The organism is Paenibacillus sp. J22P143 (assembly GCF_059692035.1).
Window position 1 is genome coordinate 1 of the sequence record NZ_JCAUAQ010000041.1, and the last position, 21,297, is coordinate 21,297.

A 21,297-nucleotide genomic window follows, 5' to 3' on the forward strand; every position below is an offset into this window, starting at 1 on the left:
TACTCACCCGTCCGCCGCTAGCTTACCCCGAAGGATAAACCCGCTCGACTTGCATGTATTAGGCACGCCGCCAGCGTTCGTCCTGAGCCAGGATCAAACTCTCCATAATAGAAAAGCTGAAATGCTCATTGACTTGCTAGCGAGATTTTGCAATCTCAATTGTAGTCACTTACGTGACTGAATTTGCTGATATGCTTCATTCATTTGTTCAGTTTTCAAAGAGCTTTATTGCGTTACCGTTTAAAGCGTTAATGTATCGCTCTTGCGGTGACAAGAACATATATTATCAGGTTTCAATACGAAATGCAAGCGACTTTTTACATCCATTATCTTACAGCTCGTAAAAGCCTGTTGTTACTGCATTTCGGCGCCATACACCTTTCTTTCCAAGCAAATGAACGCCACCGATCCATTCATCGATCCCGTTCAGAATGATATGGTCCTGGTTACAAGTAAGAATATGTTTACCCATTTCTGTTATCTTTACTCTATATTTTTCAAATTGTGGCGGCCACGCTTCACCGAACTTCGGGAGCTTATCTCCACCAAGCACTTGGATTAATGGCTTATTACAATGCCAAAGTCCATCCAGGATGCCCCAGAACTGCAAATCACCTAAGCCATAATGGCTGGTTTGCTCAGAGATCTTTTGAAATAAGGACAGAATGGATACCTCGTCGTCCACTAACAGCTCAAGCGTCAGCTGCTGAATGGCGGTCAAGCCATTTTGCATAGAAGGATAGCGAGCTGTATGGGCCGCTAAGGCCTTTTTAAGAAAAGGCAGAACGGATAGATCTTCTTCTAATAGAGCAGCCATAGGCAAGGGCTCAGACGCCGAATAGGCCGTCCACACTTTGTGAGCTAGATGATACTGGTCTTCATGGATAGGGATCCCCGTGTGATGCAACGTGCGGATTTGATCGACGGTTAACTGTCCAAAGCCATAAAAAGGTGTCACACCTGGGAATTGATCCATGCTCACTAATGATGCCCGATGAGATCGACCCAGAAGTCTAAAAAGCAGATAGCAGAGCATGAGTTGGTCGTAAAGATCATGCTCAAACCACAGGACCACATCGGATACCTTGTCAAGCGTTGATTCCTGCTGCAAAGTTTGAGACTTGAAGGTATCTTCGGGAATGTCGTACCGGTGATTCATATAGGAAGCTCGCATAGATAAAAGGACGCTATCCGACATTTGCATGCCGATAGGTCCCTCATAGAGCGACTCGCGCCACACCAAAATCTCACCATCGATTCCAGATGCGCGCAGCTTATCGCCGAATGAGTCTCCGTTTACGATATGCAGGGTTTTGGGCATGGCGCTGTCACCTCTCTTCTATATAGATTAAGCTTCACCTAGCAATTGTAAAAGCTCCTGCTCATCTTCAATGATACGAATACCAAGTTCTTGCGCTTTCGTTAGCTTACTGCCTGCGCTTTCGCCGGCGATCACGATGTCGGTCTTTTTGGACACACTGCCGGTGATCTTAGCTCCTCTAGCTTCGAGCTTCTTGGCACATTCGTCCCGCCCCATCGAGGAAAGCGTTCCTGTCAGGACGATCGTTTTGCCGAAGAACGGGTTATCTTCGCTAGCCACGATCACTGGCGCTTCTTCAGCAACAGGATTCACGCCTGCAGCAAGCATGCGCTCAATGCTGGACACCATCACGGGGTCGCGGAAGAAGGAATGAATGCTTTCGGCGACAATGCCGCCCACATCTGGCAGCGTGATGAGCTCTTCGGTTGTGGCTTCCATGATGCGTGTGAGACTGCGATAGTGGTCTGCGAGCACTTTGGTCGTGGTCTTGCCCGAGTTCGGTATGCCTAGGGCATTCAGGAAGGACGCGAGATCACGGGTTTTGCTCTTATCGAGGGCGCCGAGTAGGTTGCGCGCCTTCTTCTCGCCAAAGCGATCGAGCTTCACGAGATCGTCGAACTGCAAGGTGTACAGATCCGCAGGATCGCGGACATCCAGCTCTTGATGCAGTTGTGAAGCGGTCATCTCGCTGAAAAATTCAATGTCCATCGCATCGCGCGAAGCAAAATGCGCCATCCGGCCCACGAGCTGCGGACTGCAGCCGAGACGGTTGAGACAGAAGAGATGCGCGCCGCGCATCTCTAGCTCGCTGCCACAGGACGGACAATGCGTCGGTGCGACGATCTCCTCGCCGTCATTCTCCTCGGTGACCTTACCGAGAATCTCAGGAATGACGTCGTTGGAGCGGCGGATGTAGACTAGAGAGCCTAAGGCGTGTTTGAGATTTTTGCGCTCAATGTCCCCGATGTTGTTGAGCGTACAGTTCTGAACCGTTACGCCGGCGAGATCAACGGCTTCTACGCGGGCTAATGGTGTTATTTTGCCAGTACGGCCGACTTCCCAAGAAACACTTTGCAGCGTCGTCATCGCTTCTTCCGCTTCGAACTTATAAGCAATCGCCCAACGCGGGAATTTCTCCGTATAGCCGAATACTTCCCTGGTTCGCATATCCGTCAGCTTCACGACGCTTCCGTCAATGAGGAAATCGAAGCTGGACCGCTCTTCCGCGATGCGTTCCAGCTCTTTGCTGACTTCTTCAATCGTGGAGAAATATCGCGTACGGTTACTCACTTTGAACAGATTGTCGCGCAGAAACTGAACCATATCGGCGTGATTTTCAAATTGGAGGTCACTGCTATAGCCCACGTTATAGAAGAAAGCGTTCAGCTTGCGCTCAGCGGTTAGTTTGGGGTTCTGATTACGCAAAGCACCTGCTGCGGCATTTCGCGCGTTTTTGAGCGGCTCTGCGGCCGTCTGATTGTAAGCTTCAAGGACAGACAGGAACATGACGCCCTCTCCTTGCACTTCAATCGTCCCTTGATCATATGGAATCTCCAGCGGGATGGATTTAATCGTTTTGACTTGGGCCAAAATACCTTCGCCAACGGTCCCGTTTCCACGCGTGGAGGCTTGAACCAACTGACCTTGCTCATATGTAAGGTTCAGGGTAAGCCCATCAAACTTCAGCTCTACCACGTAAGACGGGTCTGGCAGAGGCGTTTCTGGATTCTTGCTATTGTATTCGGCAATCAGCTTGAGAACGCGTGTATGCCAAGCCGCCAAATCTTCGGCATTCTGGGCTTTATCCAGACTCCATAGACGAGCTAAATGGCGGTGTGACTCAAAGCCTTTGAGCAGTTCTCCACCTACCCGCCCAGTAGGGGAAGCAGGCAGGATAACCCCTGTCTCCTGCTCTAGCTTGGACAATTTATCATAAAGAACATCCCACTCGGCATCCGTAATCGTGGGTTGATCCAGCGTATAGTAGCTGTGGTTGTGCTTGTTGATTTCTTGGATGAGGGTTTTCATTGCCGCGAGTTGGTCGGTCATGGCGGGCTCTTCCTCTCTCATTGGGATTGTTAACAACCCGCTCCTACACTTTCGTGATTGGAGCGAACTTCGCAAGCAGGCGCTTCAAGCCAACAGGCGCCGGGAAAGCAATTTGTAGCTCGGTGTCATCACCCGAGCCCTTCACGGACACGACGGTGCCGACGCCCCACTTGCCATGCGACACGCGGTCGCTGGCTTTGTAGTCCGGCACCGCGCCGCCTGCGGCAGGCTGCGGAGCCCGGAACGCAGCCGGTCGGGACGCGGCCGCAGGGCTTGGCGCAGCCGCGCCTGCGGTAGTGCTAGGCCGTCCCCCGAAGGAGGACGGTGTGCCCCAGGTAGACGAGCCGGTGGTCGTACCACGGCTCGATGCAGCGGCGCTGCCGCTGCTGCCCCAGGACGAGGTGCCGCCGGAACGGCCGCCTCGAGAGAAGCCGCCGCTGGAGCCGCCAGCCGAGACGCTCTCCAGGAGTTCCTTCGGAATCTCCTGGAGGAATCTCGACGGCGCGTTCGCGGCGGTGCGGCCGAAGAGCGTGCGCATGCGCGCGCACGTAAGAAACAGCTCTTGTTCGGCGCGCGTGATGCCAACATAGGCCAAACGGCGCTCCTCTTCGAGCTCCTCATTATCGGCGAACGCACGGCTGTGCGGGAAGACGCCTTCTTCCATCCCGATGATGAACACAACCGGGAACTCTAGCCCTTTGGCGCTGTGCATGGTCATGAGGACAACCGCGTCTTGCTCTTCTTCGGGTTTTTCTTTATCTAAGGTGTCGATATCCGCGATCAACGCGAGATCTGTAAGGAAGGAAATGAGGGATTTATCCTCATTGCGCTTCTCGAAGTCCATGGTCACGGACAGGAACTCTTCAATATTTTCGAGACGAGCCTTGGACTCAATCGTGTTCTCGCGCTGCATTTCTACACGGTACTGTGACATCTCAAGGATTTTCTCCGTAAGCTCAGTTACGGACAGGTAGTCCACCATACGATTGAGGTTATCAACCATTTCGCGGAAGTCCGCGAGTGCATGCTTCGCCTTCGTATTGATTTCGAGTGAATCCACTTCCTCTAGCATGGCGAACAGGGAAAGACCTCTGCGGGCTGCCATATCCGCTACTTTGTCCATCGTGGTGTCCCCGATCCCCCGCTTCGGCACGTTAACAATCCGATTCAAGGAGATATCATCATTCGGGTTGGAGATCAGACGGAGGTATCCCAAAATATCTTTAATCTCTTTTCGATCATAGAACTTAACCCCGCCGACGATGGTGTAGGCGATATCCGATTTAATCAGAATTTCCTCGATAACCCGTGACTGCGCGTTCGTCCGGTATAGGATAGCGTGATCGCCGAATCTTTTGCCATTGGCCTTATTCTTATTGATTTCATTCGTGACGAAGTAGCCTTCTTCATACTCGGAATCGGCTTGATACAGCTTGATCGCGACGCCGCCTTCTTTATCCGTCCACAGATTCTTCGGCTTACGGCCCGTGTTGTTAGCAATGACTTTATTCGCTGCCTGCAAAATATTCGAGGTCGAGCGATAATTCTGCTCCAAAAGAATGGCTGTTGCATTCGGGTAATCTTGTTCAAAATTGAGAATGTTGCTAATATCCGCTCCGCGCCAACGATAGATGGACTGATCACTGTCCCCTACGACGCAAATGCGTTTATGCTTCTCCGCAATCATCTGGCACAGCATATACTGCGCTCTGTTCGTATCCTGATACTCATCGACATGAATATATTGAAATTTGTTTTGATAAAATTCCAGAACCTCTGGCACTTCTTTAAACAAATGAATCGTTGCCATAATCAAATCATCGAAATCCAAAGAGTTATTGGCTCTTAGCTTCTTCTGATAAAGTGTATAAATTTTCGAGGTCAAACCATCGAAGTAGTCACCGATTTTTTCTTCAAATTGTTTAGGAGAGATAAGTTCGTTTTTGGCTGTAGAGATCGCCGCTTGAAAGGTTTTCGGTTCAAATTTCTTCGTATCAATGTTGAGCTCTTTGCAGCAGGTTTTGATGACAGACAGTTGGTCACCTGAATCTAGAATGGTAAAGTTCGAGCTAAAGCCGACCCGGGAAATATCTCTACGCAGCATGCGCACACACATGGAGTGAAACGTGGATACCCAGATGTCACTTCCACTACCGCCAACCAGCTTGCTTACACGATCTTGCATCTCACGTGCTGCTTTGTTCGTAAAGGTCAGGGCCAAAATGTTCCACGGTGCCGCTTTGCGCGTACCAATGAGGTAAGCAATCCGATGCGTAAGCACACGCGTCTTTCCGCTTCCCGCTCCAGCCATAATTAATAGAGGGCCGTCTACGGCTTCTACAGCTTTGCGCTGCTGAGGGTTCAACTTTTTGATCGCTTCTAAAATATTAACTGTTTCATTCACGTTAGGGTTACCTTCCATTTCTATCAAAGTTCACATTCACGGTCTGCAGCGCCTGCTCCAAGTCACTATATATAATGTTGCCTACCACAATGGTGTCTGCCGCTTCTGCTGCTTGTTGCGCTTTCTCTAGGGAATCGATCCCGCCGCCATACAATAAACGGGCATTCTCCAGCACCTGCCGCGTCCGACGGACGAGCTCCATATCACCAAAAGTGCCGCTGTACTCCAAATACACGATCGACATGTGAAAAAGCTTGTCCGCCATACGCGCATAAGCTGCTACGTCCTTGGCATCCAAGTCAGTTCGTGCTGACGTCAGCTGAGCTGCTGTCGCATCTTTGTTCAATATAATGTAGCCTTCCGCTACGATCTCATCCCAATTAAGTAATGCGCCGTATTCCTTCAGCGCCTCATGATGCTGTCCCACGATCCATTTCGGATCATTCGCGTTTAGCACCACAGGAATCAAAAAAAGATCAAACCCCGGCACGATCGCTTCCTGATTGGAAATCTCCAAGGCAACTGATACTTCATATTGGCGTATTCGCGATAGCAGATCCACCGTGTTATCGAACGTGACCCCTGAAGATCCGCCTACGAGAATCGCATCTGTGCCAGATAAACAGAGCCGATCCAGCGCCTCATCTGAGATGTCTCGGTCTGGGTCGAGCTTAAATACATGCTTCCACTTGCGTATATCGACGATCAATTGTTTCCCTCCGATTAGGCGGCAGTTCTGCCATACTATCAACAGTCTATGCTACGTATACATGGCTGTCAAATGACAAAAGACGGGCTAATCGCCCGTCTTTTTGAGTAATATGCAACTGAACGTATCCGATCTTCATGGATGCTTCATTTGCGCCATAATGCGCACAAATGTTCGTTATTTCACGACGATGTTGAGAATTTTCTCAACATTGAGTTCTTTGTGATCATTTTGCTGTAGCTCGAGTTTAATTTCATGTGCACCTGATGTCAAATTCGTGAGGGTTAATGGACCCGTCTTACCGATCATCGCTTTCTGCTTGCCGTCCACATACAGGTGGAGATGCCCAACGCCCTGTGCATTAGCTTTATCCATATCATCTTGGGATAATTTGAAGTTCGGCGTTTCGTACGTAATTACGACATTCTTCCCATCTACCTTGTAGCTGGCGTCGATGACTGGCTTTGCACCCGTCGTAACTGCTTTCGTTCCCGTTCCTGTCTCCGTCGTCTTCACCTGAGCCGTTGTCGTTGTTCCCGCATCCTTCGTTCCTGTTGCTACGGATGGGATGACCTCATCTTTGGAACCGCACGCCGTTGTTAATGCTCCCAATACCACTAAAGTAGCCGCACCATATACCCATGTTTTTTTCATCAGCTCAAGCTCCCTTTTCCCTAAGTTTGGACATCCTATGTTCCTTATATATGTGTGCCAAGCCGTGCTCATTCCTGAATTAGAAAAATAGTGGGACAAATTGATTCGAAATGTTTTCGAAGTAAGCAATAAAAAAGACACCCTGCCAACGAAGGCTAGGATGTCTTGAAACGATTTAAAGCGTGATTACACTGATTTAGAAGTTATATTTATTACCTTCGGGAGTCGACGACGGCATGCCTGGCTGTGAACGAGAAACAATTCGTGCTTGCGCAGGTCTGCCTGTCCCCGTCATGCCTGTATGCTCATTGGTAAGGTTGGAAGAAGCCGCATACCCCTGAGACCCACGACCATAGCTTGATTGATCATGACTTTGATCTTGGTAGCTCCGTGTTGGGGCTTGGTTATAAGATGAGGACTGCTGCTGTGTCTGACTCGGTGCATATCCTTGACCTCGACCTTGTTGATTGTTGTATACCGCATTGGGATACTGGTTGGCATAATTAACAGGCTGGAACGATGGTGTTGGTGCTGGCGTTGATGCTTGGTGCAGGGCCGCAACTTGATTCTGCTGTTGACTTTGTTGTCCCTGTTGCTGACTGTAAGGTTGCCTTTGTTGGTACTGCTGTTCTGTCTGGTGAGACTGAGTTTGGTACGATTGATGTTGCTGTGATTGTGGCTCTTGCTGCGACTGAGTCGACTGTGCAGAAACCTGCTGGTTATGGCTCACTGAAGCGGCTCTGCTTATATGCTGTTGGACGATGGCCTGTACTTGTATCGCTGTCTGACTCTGCTTTTGAAGCTCTTGCCCAATCATCTGCTGCTCAGCTGGTTGAATCTGATAACCGCCAAGCTTCTGGATTTCTTGAAAAACAAGTGCTTGATCATCCAATGTTTTTTGCAATAAGGTTTCGAAGGTCTGTCGAATGCCGGGGTTAGCAGCTTCCAACGCTGCCGTTGTATATTCGCGCGCACTGCGCTTCAATTCAGATAGGACGAAGTTGGCAAAGTCCAGATCTTCTAGGTCGACTTGCTGCTGTTGGTGCTGTTGTTGCGAATTTTGCTGATACATGCGTCTTGCACCTCCTTGTAAGTTCGAATTAGTGGGTCATTCCGGATTGTTGTTGCAGGGCATTGATCAGGATACTCATATTTTGCAATCGTTCCTGAGATAAGTGAGACAAGGTTTGCTTCAAGGACTGACTTTGGCTGTTCACCGCGCCTTGTACACAAAGCTTTGCTAACAATTCTTCATTTTTGAATGTATCCGACAGATACGAAAGTTCTTTACCAGAAATAGCTTGATTCTCTTGCGTGCTGTACATGTGCATGTGACCTCCTTTCCTCTCTTTTATTTTTCCCAAAAAATGCCGTTTTATGTCGGATAACCAAAAAAAACTGCTCCACCACAGCAAAATCACTGTAGGAAGCAGCTTTCTATTAGGAAGCAGGCTGTGCAGGTTTACCCGCATACGCATCTGCTAATTTCTGAATTTCCTCGACTGTCAGCGAGTAGGCCCACTGCCCACCCTGCTTGGCTAGCCAAACTTGATCTCCGTTCAACTTACCTTCGTAGATGTCGGTAACGTCTTTCCCGTCTACAGACATTCCAATCTCCAATTTAAGCTCTCCACCTATTGTCGGCTTCTGAACTGCCGCTTGCGGAAGTTCGCTACTGTGCAGGAAGATCAGTTCATCCAGCAACGGACTTGCATCCGCGCCCTTGATCTCTTTATCCCCTAGCTTCCAGTTCGCATCCGCAGCGACTTTATCTTTATCGGTTTTGGACAGCGCCCACGCCTGGCCTTTCCATGTCAACTTGACACTTTGGACCTTGTCGTTCTCTAACTGGATCGGGCTTGTATCCGCAAAGTCGACTGGCGTTTTGTTCAGTGATGTTAGCGATTGGTCGCTAACCTGATACACCGCAGGAGCCCCTTCAACCTGAACATAGGAGAAGCCTTCGATTGGTAAGGCAGTCCCAACGAGCAAGCCCATTTTGGAGCCGTCCTTCAAGGTCACTTCATAGGTGCCAACCGGTTTATCTAAGCCATATTCAGCTAGATTGGCTGCATGTTCTTCCACAAGCTTGGTCGATGTGACGAGACCCAATCCATCTAACCAAGAACCGACGAGATTCGAATTAATTGGCGCAGCCGCAGGCTTTTGCATATCCCATCCGTTTGCTGTGCGATTGAGCCCAATCTCTTGATCCTCTGTTTTCACCGTAAGACCTTGCACATCTTCTTGCTTCAGCGTTAGAAGGGACTTCGGTTCATCTGTTTTCTCTTGAAAGAAGTCTTTGCTCGAGGCATACCAGAAACCGCCGATGCAAATGACGACTAACAGAATCGTTGGAATAAACCGTTTCATCCTCTTCTCCTCCTCCACCAGATCAAGCCACCAATAACAAGAAACAAGAGCGGTAAGAACACGATTGTAATGAGGAAAATCGTATTCGCTTGGCTAGGCGTAATCATCGCCTGTTGGAAGGCATCCCCTTGACGCGGACGGATCGTAATTTGATCTTTCTGTTCTTGCAGCCAACCAATACTGTTCAGAGCGAAATCTTTATTCCCTTGATTCTGAATATCTTCATCTAATACAAACGTAGAGCCCCCAAGAATAACAGCCTTCGGCTTGTTGTCTTTGTCGGAAATCGCATAACCCAAGTTAAGCGGTCCTTTGACATCTGTCGCATCTTGTTTTGTTTTAGACTGCGCCAACAGGTTGATGTCCGTTTCACCGTAAGCTTTGTCCGTTGTGGTCAACAACAGCGATTTGGTGTAATCCGGCGCACTTTCATCGGCATTCAAGCTGACAGCCAAGGAGAGCATCGTAATCAAGTTATTGCTGGATAATTTGTTCGTAATCTCATGAGAACCGTATTCCGGGATAATCGTTAACGGGTCATACAAGGAAGTTTGCTTCGCTTCAATCGCGATCGCGTGCTGATCCTGAACACCATAAGTTTTCATGATGGCATCGATGTTTTTCCACTTCGTAGCCATATCCTTATTGAAGCCTAGGGCGATGTAGATCTTACCTTTACCCTTCAAATACGCCTGAATGAGTTCAGCTTCTTTGTCGTTCAGGTCGTTCTGCGGCCCGAGCAGCATGAGCATTTGTGCATCATCCGGGATTTTACCCTCTACGTAAAGATTCAGGTCTTTCACGTTATAGTTGGCAGCAACTAGGCTGCTTTTGAAAATACTCATCGCTGTTGCTGGGTACTCTTGATGACCGGAGAGCAAGTAAACGGTATGTTTCTCCGTGGACGTCAGACTCTGAATCGCTTGGGTAAACTTCTCTTCGCCTGAGAACGTGTAAGACCCATCTTGTTGGCCCATGAACAATTCATAGAAGTTGATGGTTTGCTTTTTGGCGCCCATCTCGAAAATAATCGTGCCGCCTTGATCAACGCCATACTGCTTCGCCATCGAAGGCTGTTTCAGCATATCGTACTCGTCGTAGGTAATTTTACCGCTTTGCTTTTTATACTCCGCCACCATATCTGTGACTTGACGCGTCACAAAATCATTGCCATCCCCATTGTTCGTGAAGGCGATGACATGAATATCTTGATTGAGATTTTTCAGTGCAGCAGTTGTTTGCTCTGAGAGCGTGAAATTTTTATTTTCCGTCAAATCGACCTGAAAGCCCTTAAGCGAGTGCAGGAAGATTGTCAGAATAATGAAAATGCCGATAACGGCGATTGATAAAACAGTCGCATTAGTTCCCCGTATCCACTTATTCATTCCGCTCACCTCCAACGCTTTCTTTCAAGGACTTGTATACAAAGAACCAGGAACACGGCTGTTAATGTGATGTAAAAGAGGATATCGCCGCCATGGAAGACGCCCTTTTGCAGGTTGTTTAAATGGCTGGTCAATGAGAATTGACCTACGTAATCCTTCAGTTTCCCTGTCATACTGCTGCTCACCCAATCTAGGAGCCAGAGCAAAAGCAAAATAACGAAGCCTGTGATCCCCGCAACCATCTGGTTGTTCGATAAGCTGGAGGCAAACAAACCAATCGCCATCATCGCGCAGCCTAATAGGAACATACTGAGGTACGACAACCACGTGACAGGCATATCCAGCGTTCCGAAGGAGGACATGATGAGCGGATATACCAAGCTGATCGCCACGAGTCCAACTTGGACGATTAAGGCGGACAAATATTTGCCCAACACAATCTCGCCAATGCCAGTAGGTGATGTCAGGAGCAGCTCATCTGTCCCTTGCCGGAACTCATCCGCTACCAGACGCATCGTTAAAAGCGGGATAATGAACAAATAGATGAAGGTGGTGTTGCCCACAATGGAGCGTGCATCCACAATCGGCGGCTGTCCATTCACGAAATTAATGTAGAAAAAGAAGCTCGACAACAGTACGTAGAAGGCAAACGCCACATACGCAACTGGCGAGAAGAAATACATCTGCAGCTCTTTGGAGCAAATGGCCCAAATTCTACGCATCGGTGTCTACCTCCTCTTTGGACGTGTCCGCTGGCTCGTCCGTTGTCAGCTTGAGGAAGATATCCTCTAGGCTAAGACTTTCCCGCTTCATCTCGAGAATCGGTAAGCCTGCATTCGCAAGGCGGAAGAATAACGCTTCGCGGATGTCTTCTGCGCGATCTGCGGAGGTGACGAGGAGCTTGACGGACTCGACGGGTACGACGGTTGGCGCTGCAGCTTCGTCTGTAACGGACTCCGCGGATTCAAGAGCAGACGCCGCCGGTGCGTCCGGGGCCACTGCTGGCGCGTCGACTTCTTTCACTTCGCCGACGGAAGGCAGGCTGCGCAGCTCGGTCAAGATCCGCTCGCGCGGTCCCTTGACCTCGAGCGAAACCTCGAACGTCTCGCCCATCGTGCGGCCGAGATGCTCTGGGCGCTCGTCGAGGACGACGCGGCCTTGGTTAATAATGAGAACGCGGTTACAAATCGCGTTAATTTCAGGCAAGATGTGCGTGCTCAGCAGCACGGTGTGGTTTTCGCCCAGCTCATGAATGAGCTGGCGGATCTCGATGATCTGCTTTGGATCGAGGCCAGACGTGGGCTCGTCCAGAATTAGCAGATCCGGTTGGTGTAGAATCGCTTGCGCGAGTCCGAGACGCTGCTTATAGCCCTTGGAGAGGGAGCGAATGATTTGCTTCTCGCGACCTTGCAATCCGAGCTTGTCGATAGATTCGCCGACACGCAGTTTTTGCTCGCGCGCAGGCACATCGCGCAGGTTGGCGATGAAGCGCAGGTAGGACTGTACCGTCATCTCTGGGTACAGCGGCGGTGTTTCCGGCAAGTAGCCGATCTTGCGGCGCGCCTTCTTCGGGTTATCGGCCATGGAGTGACCGTCCACCCATATTTGACCATGCGTTGGATTCAGGTAACCTGTAATCATGCGCATCGTCGTTGTTTTGCCAGCACCATTCGGCCCTAAGAAGCCGACGATTTCACCGCGCTGCATCGAGAAGTCGATGTTATGCACGCCGCGATCATTTTCGTACAGCTTGCTGACTTGTTTGACCTCTAGCATCCAAGATCCCCCATTTCTATGCGTTCATATTATTCATCATCACTATACGGGTGGAACAATAAACCAACCTTAAGCAAATCTGAAAAATAGATTAAAATAATGTGTCTGAATTGTGAATATACATATTACTAGGTAGAGAAAAAACCTCCAAAGCTACGCTAGCTTTGAAGGTTTGACGTATCTTGTAGCAATATAGAATCAGACTGCATGGATGATGCCGATAGAAACATGCTCTCACCAAAATAATCAATTAAGAAAAACGGAAAACTACTCAGGACAGCCACGATATTTTTAGGATAAATATATTTGCTGAATTGACACTGAAATAAAGACAATTGACTAAAACCACTTGTATATTCACTATATGTCGGAATGGAGAAAGCATCTTGTAGAATAAAATTCGCTTTCATCAGATTTCTATTCATTATAAACTGCCACTCTTCAATAGTAAAATATCTCAAATCGCAGAAATCAGTATTTTGTGAAACAAGATTCTTATACTGGATGTTTTCTTTAGCAGGAACACAGCAATCTTTGAACGTGAGATCAGTCTTTTTTAGATGCTTCACAGCCTCTACCATCGGATAACTGATGTAGATCTTCCCTAGATCTGTTTCATTGTCGAACCTTTTAATCATATCCTGAATAATTGGATCGACCTCATCTGCATTTTTATGGGAATGGCCATCATAATCAAAAAATAAATAAATCTCAGAAATAGATTCCTTATTCACACCTTCTAACTTAATCGCAGCTTCCTCATCTCTTTCTCGCATGACCTCAATAATATCTGTTTCAAAATCATCTTTCTTCAATTCCTTCCACAACGTAAAGATTTCCGTTTTAAACGATAAAAACTCAATATTTCGCATCGTGGCGTCAAAGAAGTTAGTCTTCAGGTTATCAACGATTTGCTTCTCCGTTTTTTCTCCCTCAGAAATAATAACGATGAGCCCTTTACTCATCAAAAGCTCCCGCCTTGTACATTTTTTCTAGATTATGTGCTTTCCTGATTTCTTTATCTGTAGAATAAGCTATCGAAGTGATATTTCCATCTACTAAGTTAAAATAGCAATCCGGCCTCAGCAAATCATTGTCCATGATGCTAGTATTATGTGTCGTCATTAAGGCCTGTGTGTTTGTCCTTAAAATTTCCTTTACAACGAATCTAGCTAACTTATTGTGATAAAAGGAGTCAAATTCGTCAACGACCACAAATGAAACACTCCCAAATTGTAGCAACCAGGCATAAAATAAGGTAAGTGAGGTAGTTCCTTTGGATGCAATGCTAAAAAAGCTAGCAATTCGACCGGAAATATTACAAAAGATTTGCTTTTCTCCGTCTACATCTTTCTCAAATAACTCATAATGTTGACCTGCATTTCTTAAAAATGTTGCAAATTCTCCGAGCTTACCGCGCTCAATAATCTCCTTTTGAATTGAACCATTTCCATTTCGGAAGCCTTGAAACTGATTTTTCTCCAGGGAGCTGAACAGCAACATTTTATCCACAAAATCAAGAAATTGTTTCAACACTTGATTCTCTTCATTCTCAAATAGTACGGTGTTATTTCCTATGTATTTGATAAATGAGATGTTATTCTCATTAAGATCTTTATTTAGCGTTTCGGCCCCAACTAACTTAACATCACCGCGTTTCTCCATATGATTGTAAAAGATCACCGATCTGCCATTGATCCATATTTCTTCTTTCACAATTCGTTCAGGTTCACTCTTCTCATAGGAATACTCCAGATATGAGGATCCGAACTTAAATTTATAATAGAATTGAGCGTTTTCATTTGATGCAAGATTTATGTAATGTCTATAATGCGAGAGATCTCTCACTTTATCTGTCAAATGCAAAGTGATATCGAAAATCGCTAGTCCTAAATTTGATTTCCCACTCCCATTTTCCCCATACACCAGACCCGTTTTTACAATACCATCTTTGATCGCATCCGAACTAAACTCATAGTTTTTCACTTGGTCGAATTGAAATACTAACTGCTTTTTAAAGTTTTTAAAATTCTTAACCTTGAATTCAGCTAACAACATTTCCCCCCCTAACCCTACTGAAATAGGCTTCCTTCTTGTAGGCAGCTTCTTCCCTAAGTCAAAGTTTATCTTAAAATGAATAAATAAACAATGTAACCGTAATTTTTTTACGGAAAACAGAGTTGTAAGACATGGCATCGTCTCATTAAAGTGTACACGAGAAGAACTTTAGTCAAACTGACCAGCCCTATACAGTCTTTCTAGTAAATGAGGGTGTTTTAATTCCTTTTGTATTCGTTCAGAAAATGTACCAAGGTTCCCCAATCTAAGGTTAAAATAACAATCCGGCCTTAAGAGCCGATTATCGATAAGGCTAGTATTATGAGAAGTTAATACTGCTTGCGTGTTACTATTCAGTAGTTCTAAAAGAACTAGCCTAGCTACATTAGGATGGAGGAAACTATCAAATCCATCAATATAGATAAAGGAATAGTTATCTATCTTAGACAAAATTGAAAACAGCGCTGCTAAGGTAATTGTACTGCTAGCTGCTATTTTAAAAAAATTTACATCCCCCCCCTTCAGCCGTCTCGCAATCATGGGCTCCCCATCCATCTCCGATTTATACAAAGACTCCTTTATACCAGCACGCTGGAGAAACTCCTCGAATTCTTTTAGTCTCTCACATTGAATAATCTCTTTGGCCCATTGTGCTTGATGATAATTGTGAGAAGCAGATAATAGTTCTGGAAAATCAAAGAAGAACATTTTCTCTATATGAACACCGAATGCTCTTAGCAAACCATTTTCAAAACCAGTATGTAAATCCATGTTGCGGAGCATATACTTGACAAATGACATTTTCTTTCCTAATAAATTTATATTCAAACACTGGCTACCCATTAAAGAACTACTATTTTCATTTGTAATGTGATTATAGTAAAGTACTAATTTATCATTAATAGAAAAGCTTTCTTCCAATAAATCTCCAGATGGTACTCGATCATACAGATACTTCACATTCTGACCTTCAATATTAAACTCATAACTAAATGTACTAACATTTAAAGCGTCAGTTCCCTCTTGCTCGTATGTACTCGCATCTTGTTCCTTTTTCCGATCAGTTAATTGATGGACGATGTCAGTCAGTGCTTTGCCTAAATTCGTTTTACCGCTCCCATTTTCTCCATATATTATAGCTGTTTTAATAATTGAATTTTGTATAGCTTTAAAACCAAAATGATAGTCTTTAACTCGATCGAAATTAAAAGAAAGCTCATCTTGAAAATTTTTGTAATTCTTAAGCTTAAAGCGCATAAGCAATATGTGTGCCTCCTCTCAGATCAATCTAACTCTGCCTTTTCATATACATATCAAAATATAGTTAAAATAATACCTTTAATTTGAGATTGCTTTAGTTCTCGCTATTCATTCATTCTTCCTATTTAGTAGTACTTTAATACTTTTATTAAAGTAATGCCTCCAATATTTGACCATGGATTAGATTCAGGCACCTATAATCAATAGCATCATCGATAATTTTCCAGTACCCGGTCCTAGAATCTAACGATTATTAAAATATGTCGAATGAACGTCCTCTCTTTACTTACCTTAAGAAAACACAAAAACCGTCCATCTCTGGACGGTTGCATGAATGATTTAATTAATGTGTGTGTACGTATCAAACAACACTACTACTCTATTTAGGCAGCCAAATCTTAAAATTCCCGCTCAGCGCAAGCACGCTAAACGCATACAGGCAATTATCATAATACCGCCTTACACCCGTACGAACCGGCGTCTGCCAGAATAAGTCCACACACGCTCGGGCATGAGCACCGTCTGACACAGCAAGCGAGGCCATCGCATTCGTAGCTATGATACCCACGGGATGAAGTGCTTTCTCCTCAAAAGGCGTGCCATCGATCTGATACCGACGATAGTCCTCCGGCGACTTATCCGCAAAAAACGCCTGAATGCGATTAGCCGTATCGGTATGCCACTTGGAACCGCCACACCACTCCGCATCTAGCCCAATATTGGCGGCTACGCGATACGAATCGCTGAAGAAGTGGCCATAGCCACGATCATCGTTCGGTGTACCGTCGTAATGGGCATACTCAGGTGACAAGCCCGTCTCGGGGTGACAAGCGATCTGCAAATAGGCTCGGCTTGCTTCCGCAGCTCCCTTCCAAAACAGCCGATCACCTTCATCCGCCCATAATGCGAATAGTTCGTAGAAATGCGGCAGATGATATGACGGATCCGAATATTCGCAGTTTGGAACAAACTTGATTAGCTTATTGTACGGATTCCACATAGGCTGGCCTACGCCATCTTCTCCCTTGTGAATACACGTTCGAAGCAACTCCCGTGCCTGCTCGCTGTAATTATACGGCGCTTCCCCATCGCCCCAGCGATGCGAAGCAAAGAACAGGGACAAGGCAAAGTATTCTTCTCCATCCGGCGCCGGTCCGTTCGATCGCTTGGAGCCATCGGTATTGCACGACCAAGCAAAATACCCTGCATTGTCGCCCTCGGTCATCAGCATGTTGGTATGCGTCCATTTCCAAATCCGATCGAATACGTCTTTCTGATCCAGTTGAACGGCTATCATCATGCCATAGGACATGCCCTCTGTACGGACATCCAGGTTACCTGTGTCCAGTAAGTAAGCTCCAGCTTCACCGGCTTCGTAATAGATTCTCTTATCCTCATCACCGTGGAACAATTGGTTCCACATGTCTTGCAATTTATGTTGAATATCCGCTTCGGCATACCCATACTCCGCAAATATGTTGCGGTAACTGCCCGTAGCTGAAGCGCCTGTCGCTTGCTTTTGCATATGAAATCCCTCCTGACTATCCTTTGACACCACCAACGGTCATCCCTTTAACAAAGTACTTTTGCAAGAACGGATACACCATAATGATCGGGAGGCTCACCACGATTGTCATTGTAGAACGAATCGACGTTGGAGTTACCGTAGCTGCCCCAGCATTCGCGCTGCTAGCGAATATATCGGCCGCCGTTTGCGATGTTTGCGTATTCGTATTCTGCAATATTTTCATCAACTCGTACTGCAGCGTACTCAAATTTTCATTAGATGAATTGTACAGGAAGACGTCAAACCAAGAGTTCCATTGACCGACCGCGCTAAATAGCGCAACTGTTGCGAGCACGGGAACAACGAGCGGAAGAACAATCCGCATGAACATCGCGAAATCACTCGCGCCGTCAATACGAGCCGCTTCCAAAATCCCATCAGGCAGTCCTTCAATAAACGAACGGATGATAATTAAGTTGAATACCCCGATCATGCCTGGAATGATATACACCCAGAAGCTTCCTAACATGCCAAGGTCACGAATAAGCAAGTATCCTGGAATTAATCCGCCGCTGAAATACATCGTGAAGATAAAAGAAACCGTTACGAACTTGCGAAGCACGTACTCTTGACGTGACATCGTGTAGGCTACCATTGCGGAGCAGAACACTGTAACCACGGTACCCAGCACCGTTCTCATCACCGAAATGAAGAAAGCATGCACGATGGCGGCTTCGCTAAACACGTATTTAAAATTATCTAGCGTCCACATTCTAGGAATGAGATAAATGCCTCCGCGGACCGCGTCATTCGCATCGTTCAATGCTACGGCAAGCGTATTAACAAACGGATACAGCGTAACAACAACGAGACAGAACATAAAGATGATATTACAAATATCGAACAGGCGATCACCTATGCCCGTATTCCGATTGCTCGAGCTTGTATGTTGTGAAGCTTCCATAGCTGATACCTCCTTATTGATTGATCAAAATAACCTGGCTTCACCAGCACGTTTAGCAATTTGATTCGCACTGATCAAGAAGATGAAGCTAACCACGGTCTTGAATATGCCTGCTGCTGTTGCCAACGAGAAGTTCCCTAAGTTGATGCCGTAATTCAGAACGAAAATGTCTAGATTTTCTGCATAATCTATGTTCATCCCATTTTTGAGTAAATACTGCGGTTCAAAGCCAGACTCAAGAATGTGACCTAAATTCATAATTAGCAATATGATAATAACCGGTTTAATTCCTGGTAGCGTAATATGCACAATGCGCTGAAATCTGTTTGCTCCGTCCATTTCTGCGGACTCATACAGAGCCGGGTCAATCGTCGTCATTGCAGCTAGATAAATAATCGTATTCCAACCGACGTTTTTCCACACCTCGGATGCACCAAGAATTCCCCAGAAATATTCGCCTTTGCCGAGCCATAGAATGGGTTCGCTAATCAGATGTAGCTTCAATAAGAGTTCATTAATAATCCCGCCATCTGTCGATAAGGCACCGGATACAATGCTTGCAGCAACGACCCAGGAAATAAAGTGAGGCAAATAACTGATCGTTTGTACGAATCGTTTGAAAATAACTTTACGTAATTCATTAAGTAGAATAGCTAACGTAACGGCTGTTACGAACCCTAGCACAAGATTAATCGTACTCATCGCCAGCGTATTACGCATGACGCGAAGGAATTCATCGTCTTGAAAAAGGAATTTAAATTGATCGAATCCAACCCAAGTTTGCTCCGAGAATTTTTTGGCAGGACGATATTTTTGAAACGCCATGGACCAGCCCCAAAGCGGCACATATTTGAAAACAAACAACCAAACGAGAAAAGGCAATGACATCGCCATCAGCACTTTTTGTTTACCCAGTTTTTGAAAGAATAAAGCCAATCCCTTTGATTTCCCGGATAGCGTTTGTCTGTCTGTTAAAGGATTTTTGGTAAGGCTCTCCATAGAAAATCACTCACTCCTCCAGTAATTCTTTCTATCTACTTCTACGATGAAAGAGGGACGCATGACACGCACTATGCGCTCTCGAGCCATGCATCCCTTATTCCTTTATTGCTTAATGCTTATTTCGCCCAGTTTCCAGCAACGCGGTCTTTGACCACTTTGGTAACGAATGCTTCGTAGCCTTTGATATCTAGCTTGCTAGCTTGAGCCACGTAGTCGCTCCACGCCTTCTCAAACTTATCTGTGCCACCTGCGAGAATCATTTCTGGATAAGCTTTCTTCTGAAGGTCACCCATTTTTTGCTCGAAAATTTGTTCTGGTGTGCCTTGTCCTTTGTTGATACTCCAAGCAGGGTACCAAGGACGGTCATCTGGTTTGCTAAACATGTCTGTAAAGACTTTCGCATTGTAAGCTTTTAGAAGCGCTCTATCGCCATCTGTGTAGTTTTTCTCAGCAACGGACGGCTGTTTGCTCGGATCGAACGCGTTGTCACCTTTTACAACAGAGAAGTTCCCGTAACGAGGCCAGTTGTAAGCGAATTGCTTCAAACCGAAGTCTTCATAAAACTTAGGATCTTTAATTTTCGCGATTTCTTCGTCAGTACGGTAGAACTTCCCTTTGTCGTCCACTTCATACGTTTGACCTTTAATACCCCATTGCGTCAGGATTTGATTATCTTCCTTCAGCATGTTGTCAAAGAATTTGATAATGCGAACAGGATCTTTTGCGCTTTTGGAAATGGAAATACCACGGTTGTTTACGAAGGAAGGTGGATCCAAGTATTGGTCCTTAACCCCTTTATCAAACACGATCGGAAGCGCAACATAACGCTTGTCATCTACGCCAGCTTTCGCTAGGTTATTACGAGCATCGCCAACTTGCCAGTCATACGCGAAGTAACCAAGTACGCGACCGGAAGTCAATTTCGCCAAATATTGATCTTTGTTCATTGTGAAGGATTCTTTATCGAACAAGCCTGCTGTATTGACTTCATTGAGCTTTTTCACCCAACGTTTCGTAGTCGCTTCATCAATGGCATTGCTTTTCGCTTCATGTGTTTTAAGATCGATTAGAAGACCGCCATCGTTCGGATAGCCTGCAAGATGGAACGCAGGGTTCGTAAGCGTGAAGAAGTTCGTGTCATACGTCATGACGGAGAACCCGATGGTATCCTTGCCATCCACTTGTGGATGCTTATCTTTATAAGTCTTAATGGCATTGAAGTATTCATCCAGTGTTGTAAGCTTCGGATAGCCTAGTTCCTTCAAGACACCGCGTTGAATCCAGAATGCGCCTTGGTCTACGTTAGGATTAGGGGCAAAGCCTTGGTTCGCACTAAAAGGAAGGTGATAAATCTTGCCGTCCTTTTGCTTCATTTTGTCAAAATACGGACCATAAACACGCTTGATGTTCGGGCCGTACTTCTCAATTAGCTCATCGAGGGCAATGAATGCGCCCGCATCCATAAACTTATCGATTTCACCCTCTGGCTGTACCACATCTGGGAACTCATTGCCGGCAATCATAACACCGGACTTCGTTTTGGATTCCCCAACAAGGTTCTCAACCTTGAAGTTAACCCCTGTTTGCTTTTCTAGCTCTTTACCGATCGGTGTTTCATTGGTATTGATGTTCTTCCCTGCATTAAATAAGAAATAACTGAATGTAGCTGGTTTGATGTCTTCGTTGGCAGCGGCTGTGCCACTAGGACTACTTGGTGTTTTGGAAGCAGCAGGATCTGCTGAGTTCGAGCTGCTGCAAGCACTTAGAGAAAGCGCTAACAATGTGCCCATCGTAACTAATTTCAACTTCTTCATTCTTTTGAAACTCCCCTCTCA

18 protein-coding genes and 1 rRNA gene are annotated in these 21,297 nt (G+C 46.1%); all 19 read right to left on the reverse strand.

The window, feature by feature from the left end:
- Positions 1–109: ribosomal RNA gene (locus tag AC58PQ_RS28105) — 16S ribosomal RNA — on the reverse strand; the annotation flags it as partial.
- A 222-nt stretch (positions 110–331) separates the two neighbouring features.
- Positions 332–1,321 (reverse strand): DUF1835 domain-containing protein, encoded by a 990-nt coding sequence (locus tag AC58PQ_RS28110; protein ID WP_497247448.1) that lies wholly within the window; start codon positions 1,319–1,321, stop codon positions 332–334.
- A gap of 27 nt (positions 1,322–1,348) precedes the next feature.
- On the reverse strand, positions 1,349–3,370 hold the full coding sequence (ligA, locus tag AC58PQ_RS28115; RefSeq protein WP_497247450.1) for an NAD-dependent DNA ligase LigA: 2,022 nt from the start codon (positions 3,368–3,370) through the stop codon (positions 1,349–1,351).
- Between the two features lie 43 nt (positions 3,371–3,413).
- On the reverse strand, positions 3,414–5,792 hold the full coding sequence (pcrA, locus tag AC58PQ_RS28120; RefSeq protein ID WP_497247452.1) for a DNA helicase PcrA: 2,379 nt from the start codon (positions 5,790–5,792) through the stop codon (positions 3,414–3,416).
- Positions 5,782–6,483, reverse strand: a complete 702-nt coding sequence (pcrB, locus tag AC58PQ_RS28125) for a heptaprenylglyceryl phosphate synthase (RefSeq protein ID WP_497247454.1) — start codon at positions 6,481–6,483, stop codon at positions 5,782–5,784. The genes pcrA and pcrB overlap by 11 nt, the downstream gene beginning before the upstream one ends.
- A gap of 177 nt (positions 6,484–6,660) precedes the next feature.
- The gene (locus AC58PQ_RS28130; protein WP_497247456.1) at positions 6,661–7,137 is read right to left on the reverse strand and encodes a DUF6130 family protein; all 477 of its coding nucleotides are present in this window, start codon (positions 7,135–7,137) and stop codon (positions 6,661–6,663) included.
- A gap of 196 nt (positions 7,138–7,333) precedes the next feature.
- Entirely contained in the window at positions 7,334–8,209 is an 876-nt protein-coding gene (locus tag AC58PQ_RS28135) for a spore coat protein (protein WP_497247458.1), read from the reverse strand.
- Between the two features lie 28 nt (positions 8,210–8,237).
- Positions 8,238–8,462 (reverse strand): hypothetical protein, encoded by a 225-nt coding sequence (locus AC58PQ_RS28140; protein WP_497247460.1) that lies wholly within the window; start codon positions 8,460–8,462, stop codon positions 8,238–8,240.
- 115 nt (positions 8,463–8,577) lie between these two features.
- Positions 8,578–9,510 carry a DUF4340 domain-containing protein gene (locus AC58PQ_RS28145; RefSeq protein WP_497247462.1) on the reverse strand — a complete coding sequence of 311 codons (933 nt, stop codon included), beginning with the start codon at positions 9,508–9,510 and terminating at the stop codon, positions 8,578–8,580.
- The gene (locus AC58PQ_RS28150) at positions 9,507–10,895 is read right to left on the reverse strand and encodes a GldG family protein (RefSeq protein WP_497247464.1); all 1,389 of its coding nucleotides are present in this window, start codon (positions 10,893–10,895) and stop codon (positions 9,507–9,509) included. The genes AC58PQ_RS28145 and AC58PQ_RS28150 overlap by 4 nt, the downstream gene beginning before the upstream one ends.
- A gap of 5 nt (positions 10,896–10,900) precedes the next feature.
- Positions 10,901–11,617, reverse strand: coding sequence for an ABC transporter permease subunit (locus tag AC58PQ_RS28155; protein WP_497247466.1), 717 nt, complete (start codon positions 11,615–11,617; stop codon positions 10,901–10,903).
- Positions 11,610–12,671 (reverse strand): ABC transporter ATP-binding protein, encoded by a 1,062-nt coding sequence (locus tag AC58PQ_RS28160; protein WP_497247468.1) that lies wholly within the window; start codon positions 12,669–12,671, stop codon positions 11,610–11,612. The genes AC58PQ_RS28155 and AC58PQ_RS28160 overlap by 8 nt, the downstream gene beginning before the upstream one ends.
- 158 nt (positions 12,672–12,829) lie before the next feature.
- Entirely contained in the window at positions 12,830–13,636 is an 807-nt protein-coding gene (locus AC58PQ_RS28165; protein ID WP_497247470.1) for a hypothetical protein, read from the reverse strand.
- The gene (locus AC58PQ_RS28170) at positions 13,629–14,729 is read right to left on the reverse strand and encodes an AAA family ATPase (RefSeq protein ID WP_497247472.1); all 1,101 of its coding nucleotides are present in this window, start codon (positions 14,727–14,729) and stop codon (positions 13,629–13,631) included. Before AC58PQ_RS28170 ends, AC58PQ_RS28165 begins: the two co-directional genes overlap by 8 nt.
- Positions 14,730–14,897: 168 nt before the next feature.
- On the reverse strand, positions 14,898–15,986 hold the full coding sequence (locus AC58PQ_RS28175; protein ID WP_497247489.1) for an AAA family ATPase: 1,089 nt from the start codon (positions 15,984–15,986) through the stop codon (positions 14,898–14,900).
- Positions 15,987–16,368: 382 nt separating this feature from the next.
- Entirely contained in the window at positions 16,369–17,514 is a 1,146-nt protein-coding gene (locus AC58PQ_RS28180; RefSeq protein ID WP_497247474.1) for a family 8 glycosyl hydrolase, read from the reverse strand.
- Positions 17,515–17,530: 16 nt separating this feature from the next.
- On the reverse strand, positions 17,531–18,460 hold the full coding sequence (locus tag AC58PQ_RS28185; protein ID WP_497247476.1) for a carbohydrate ABC transporter permease: 930 nt from the start codon (positions 18,458–18,460) through the stop codon (positions 17,531–17,533).
- A gap of 24 nt (positions 18,461–18,484) precedes the next feature.
- The gene (locus AC58PQ_RS28190) at positions 18,485–19,354 is read right to left on the reverse strand and encodes an ABC transporter permease (RefSeq protein ID WP_497247491.1); all 870 of its coding nucleotides are present in this window, start codon (positions 19,352–19,354) and stop codon (positions 18,485–18,487) included.
- 224 nt (positions 19,355–19,578) lie between these two features.
- Positions 19,579–21,276, reverse strand: a complete 1,698-nt coding sequence (locus AC58PQ_RS28195; protein ID WP_497247478.1) for an ABC transporter substrate-binding protein — start codon at positions 21,274–21,276, stop codon at positions 19,579–19,581.
- Between the last annotated feature and the right edge of the window lie 21 nt (positions 21,277–21,297).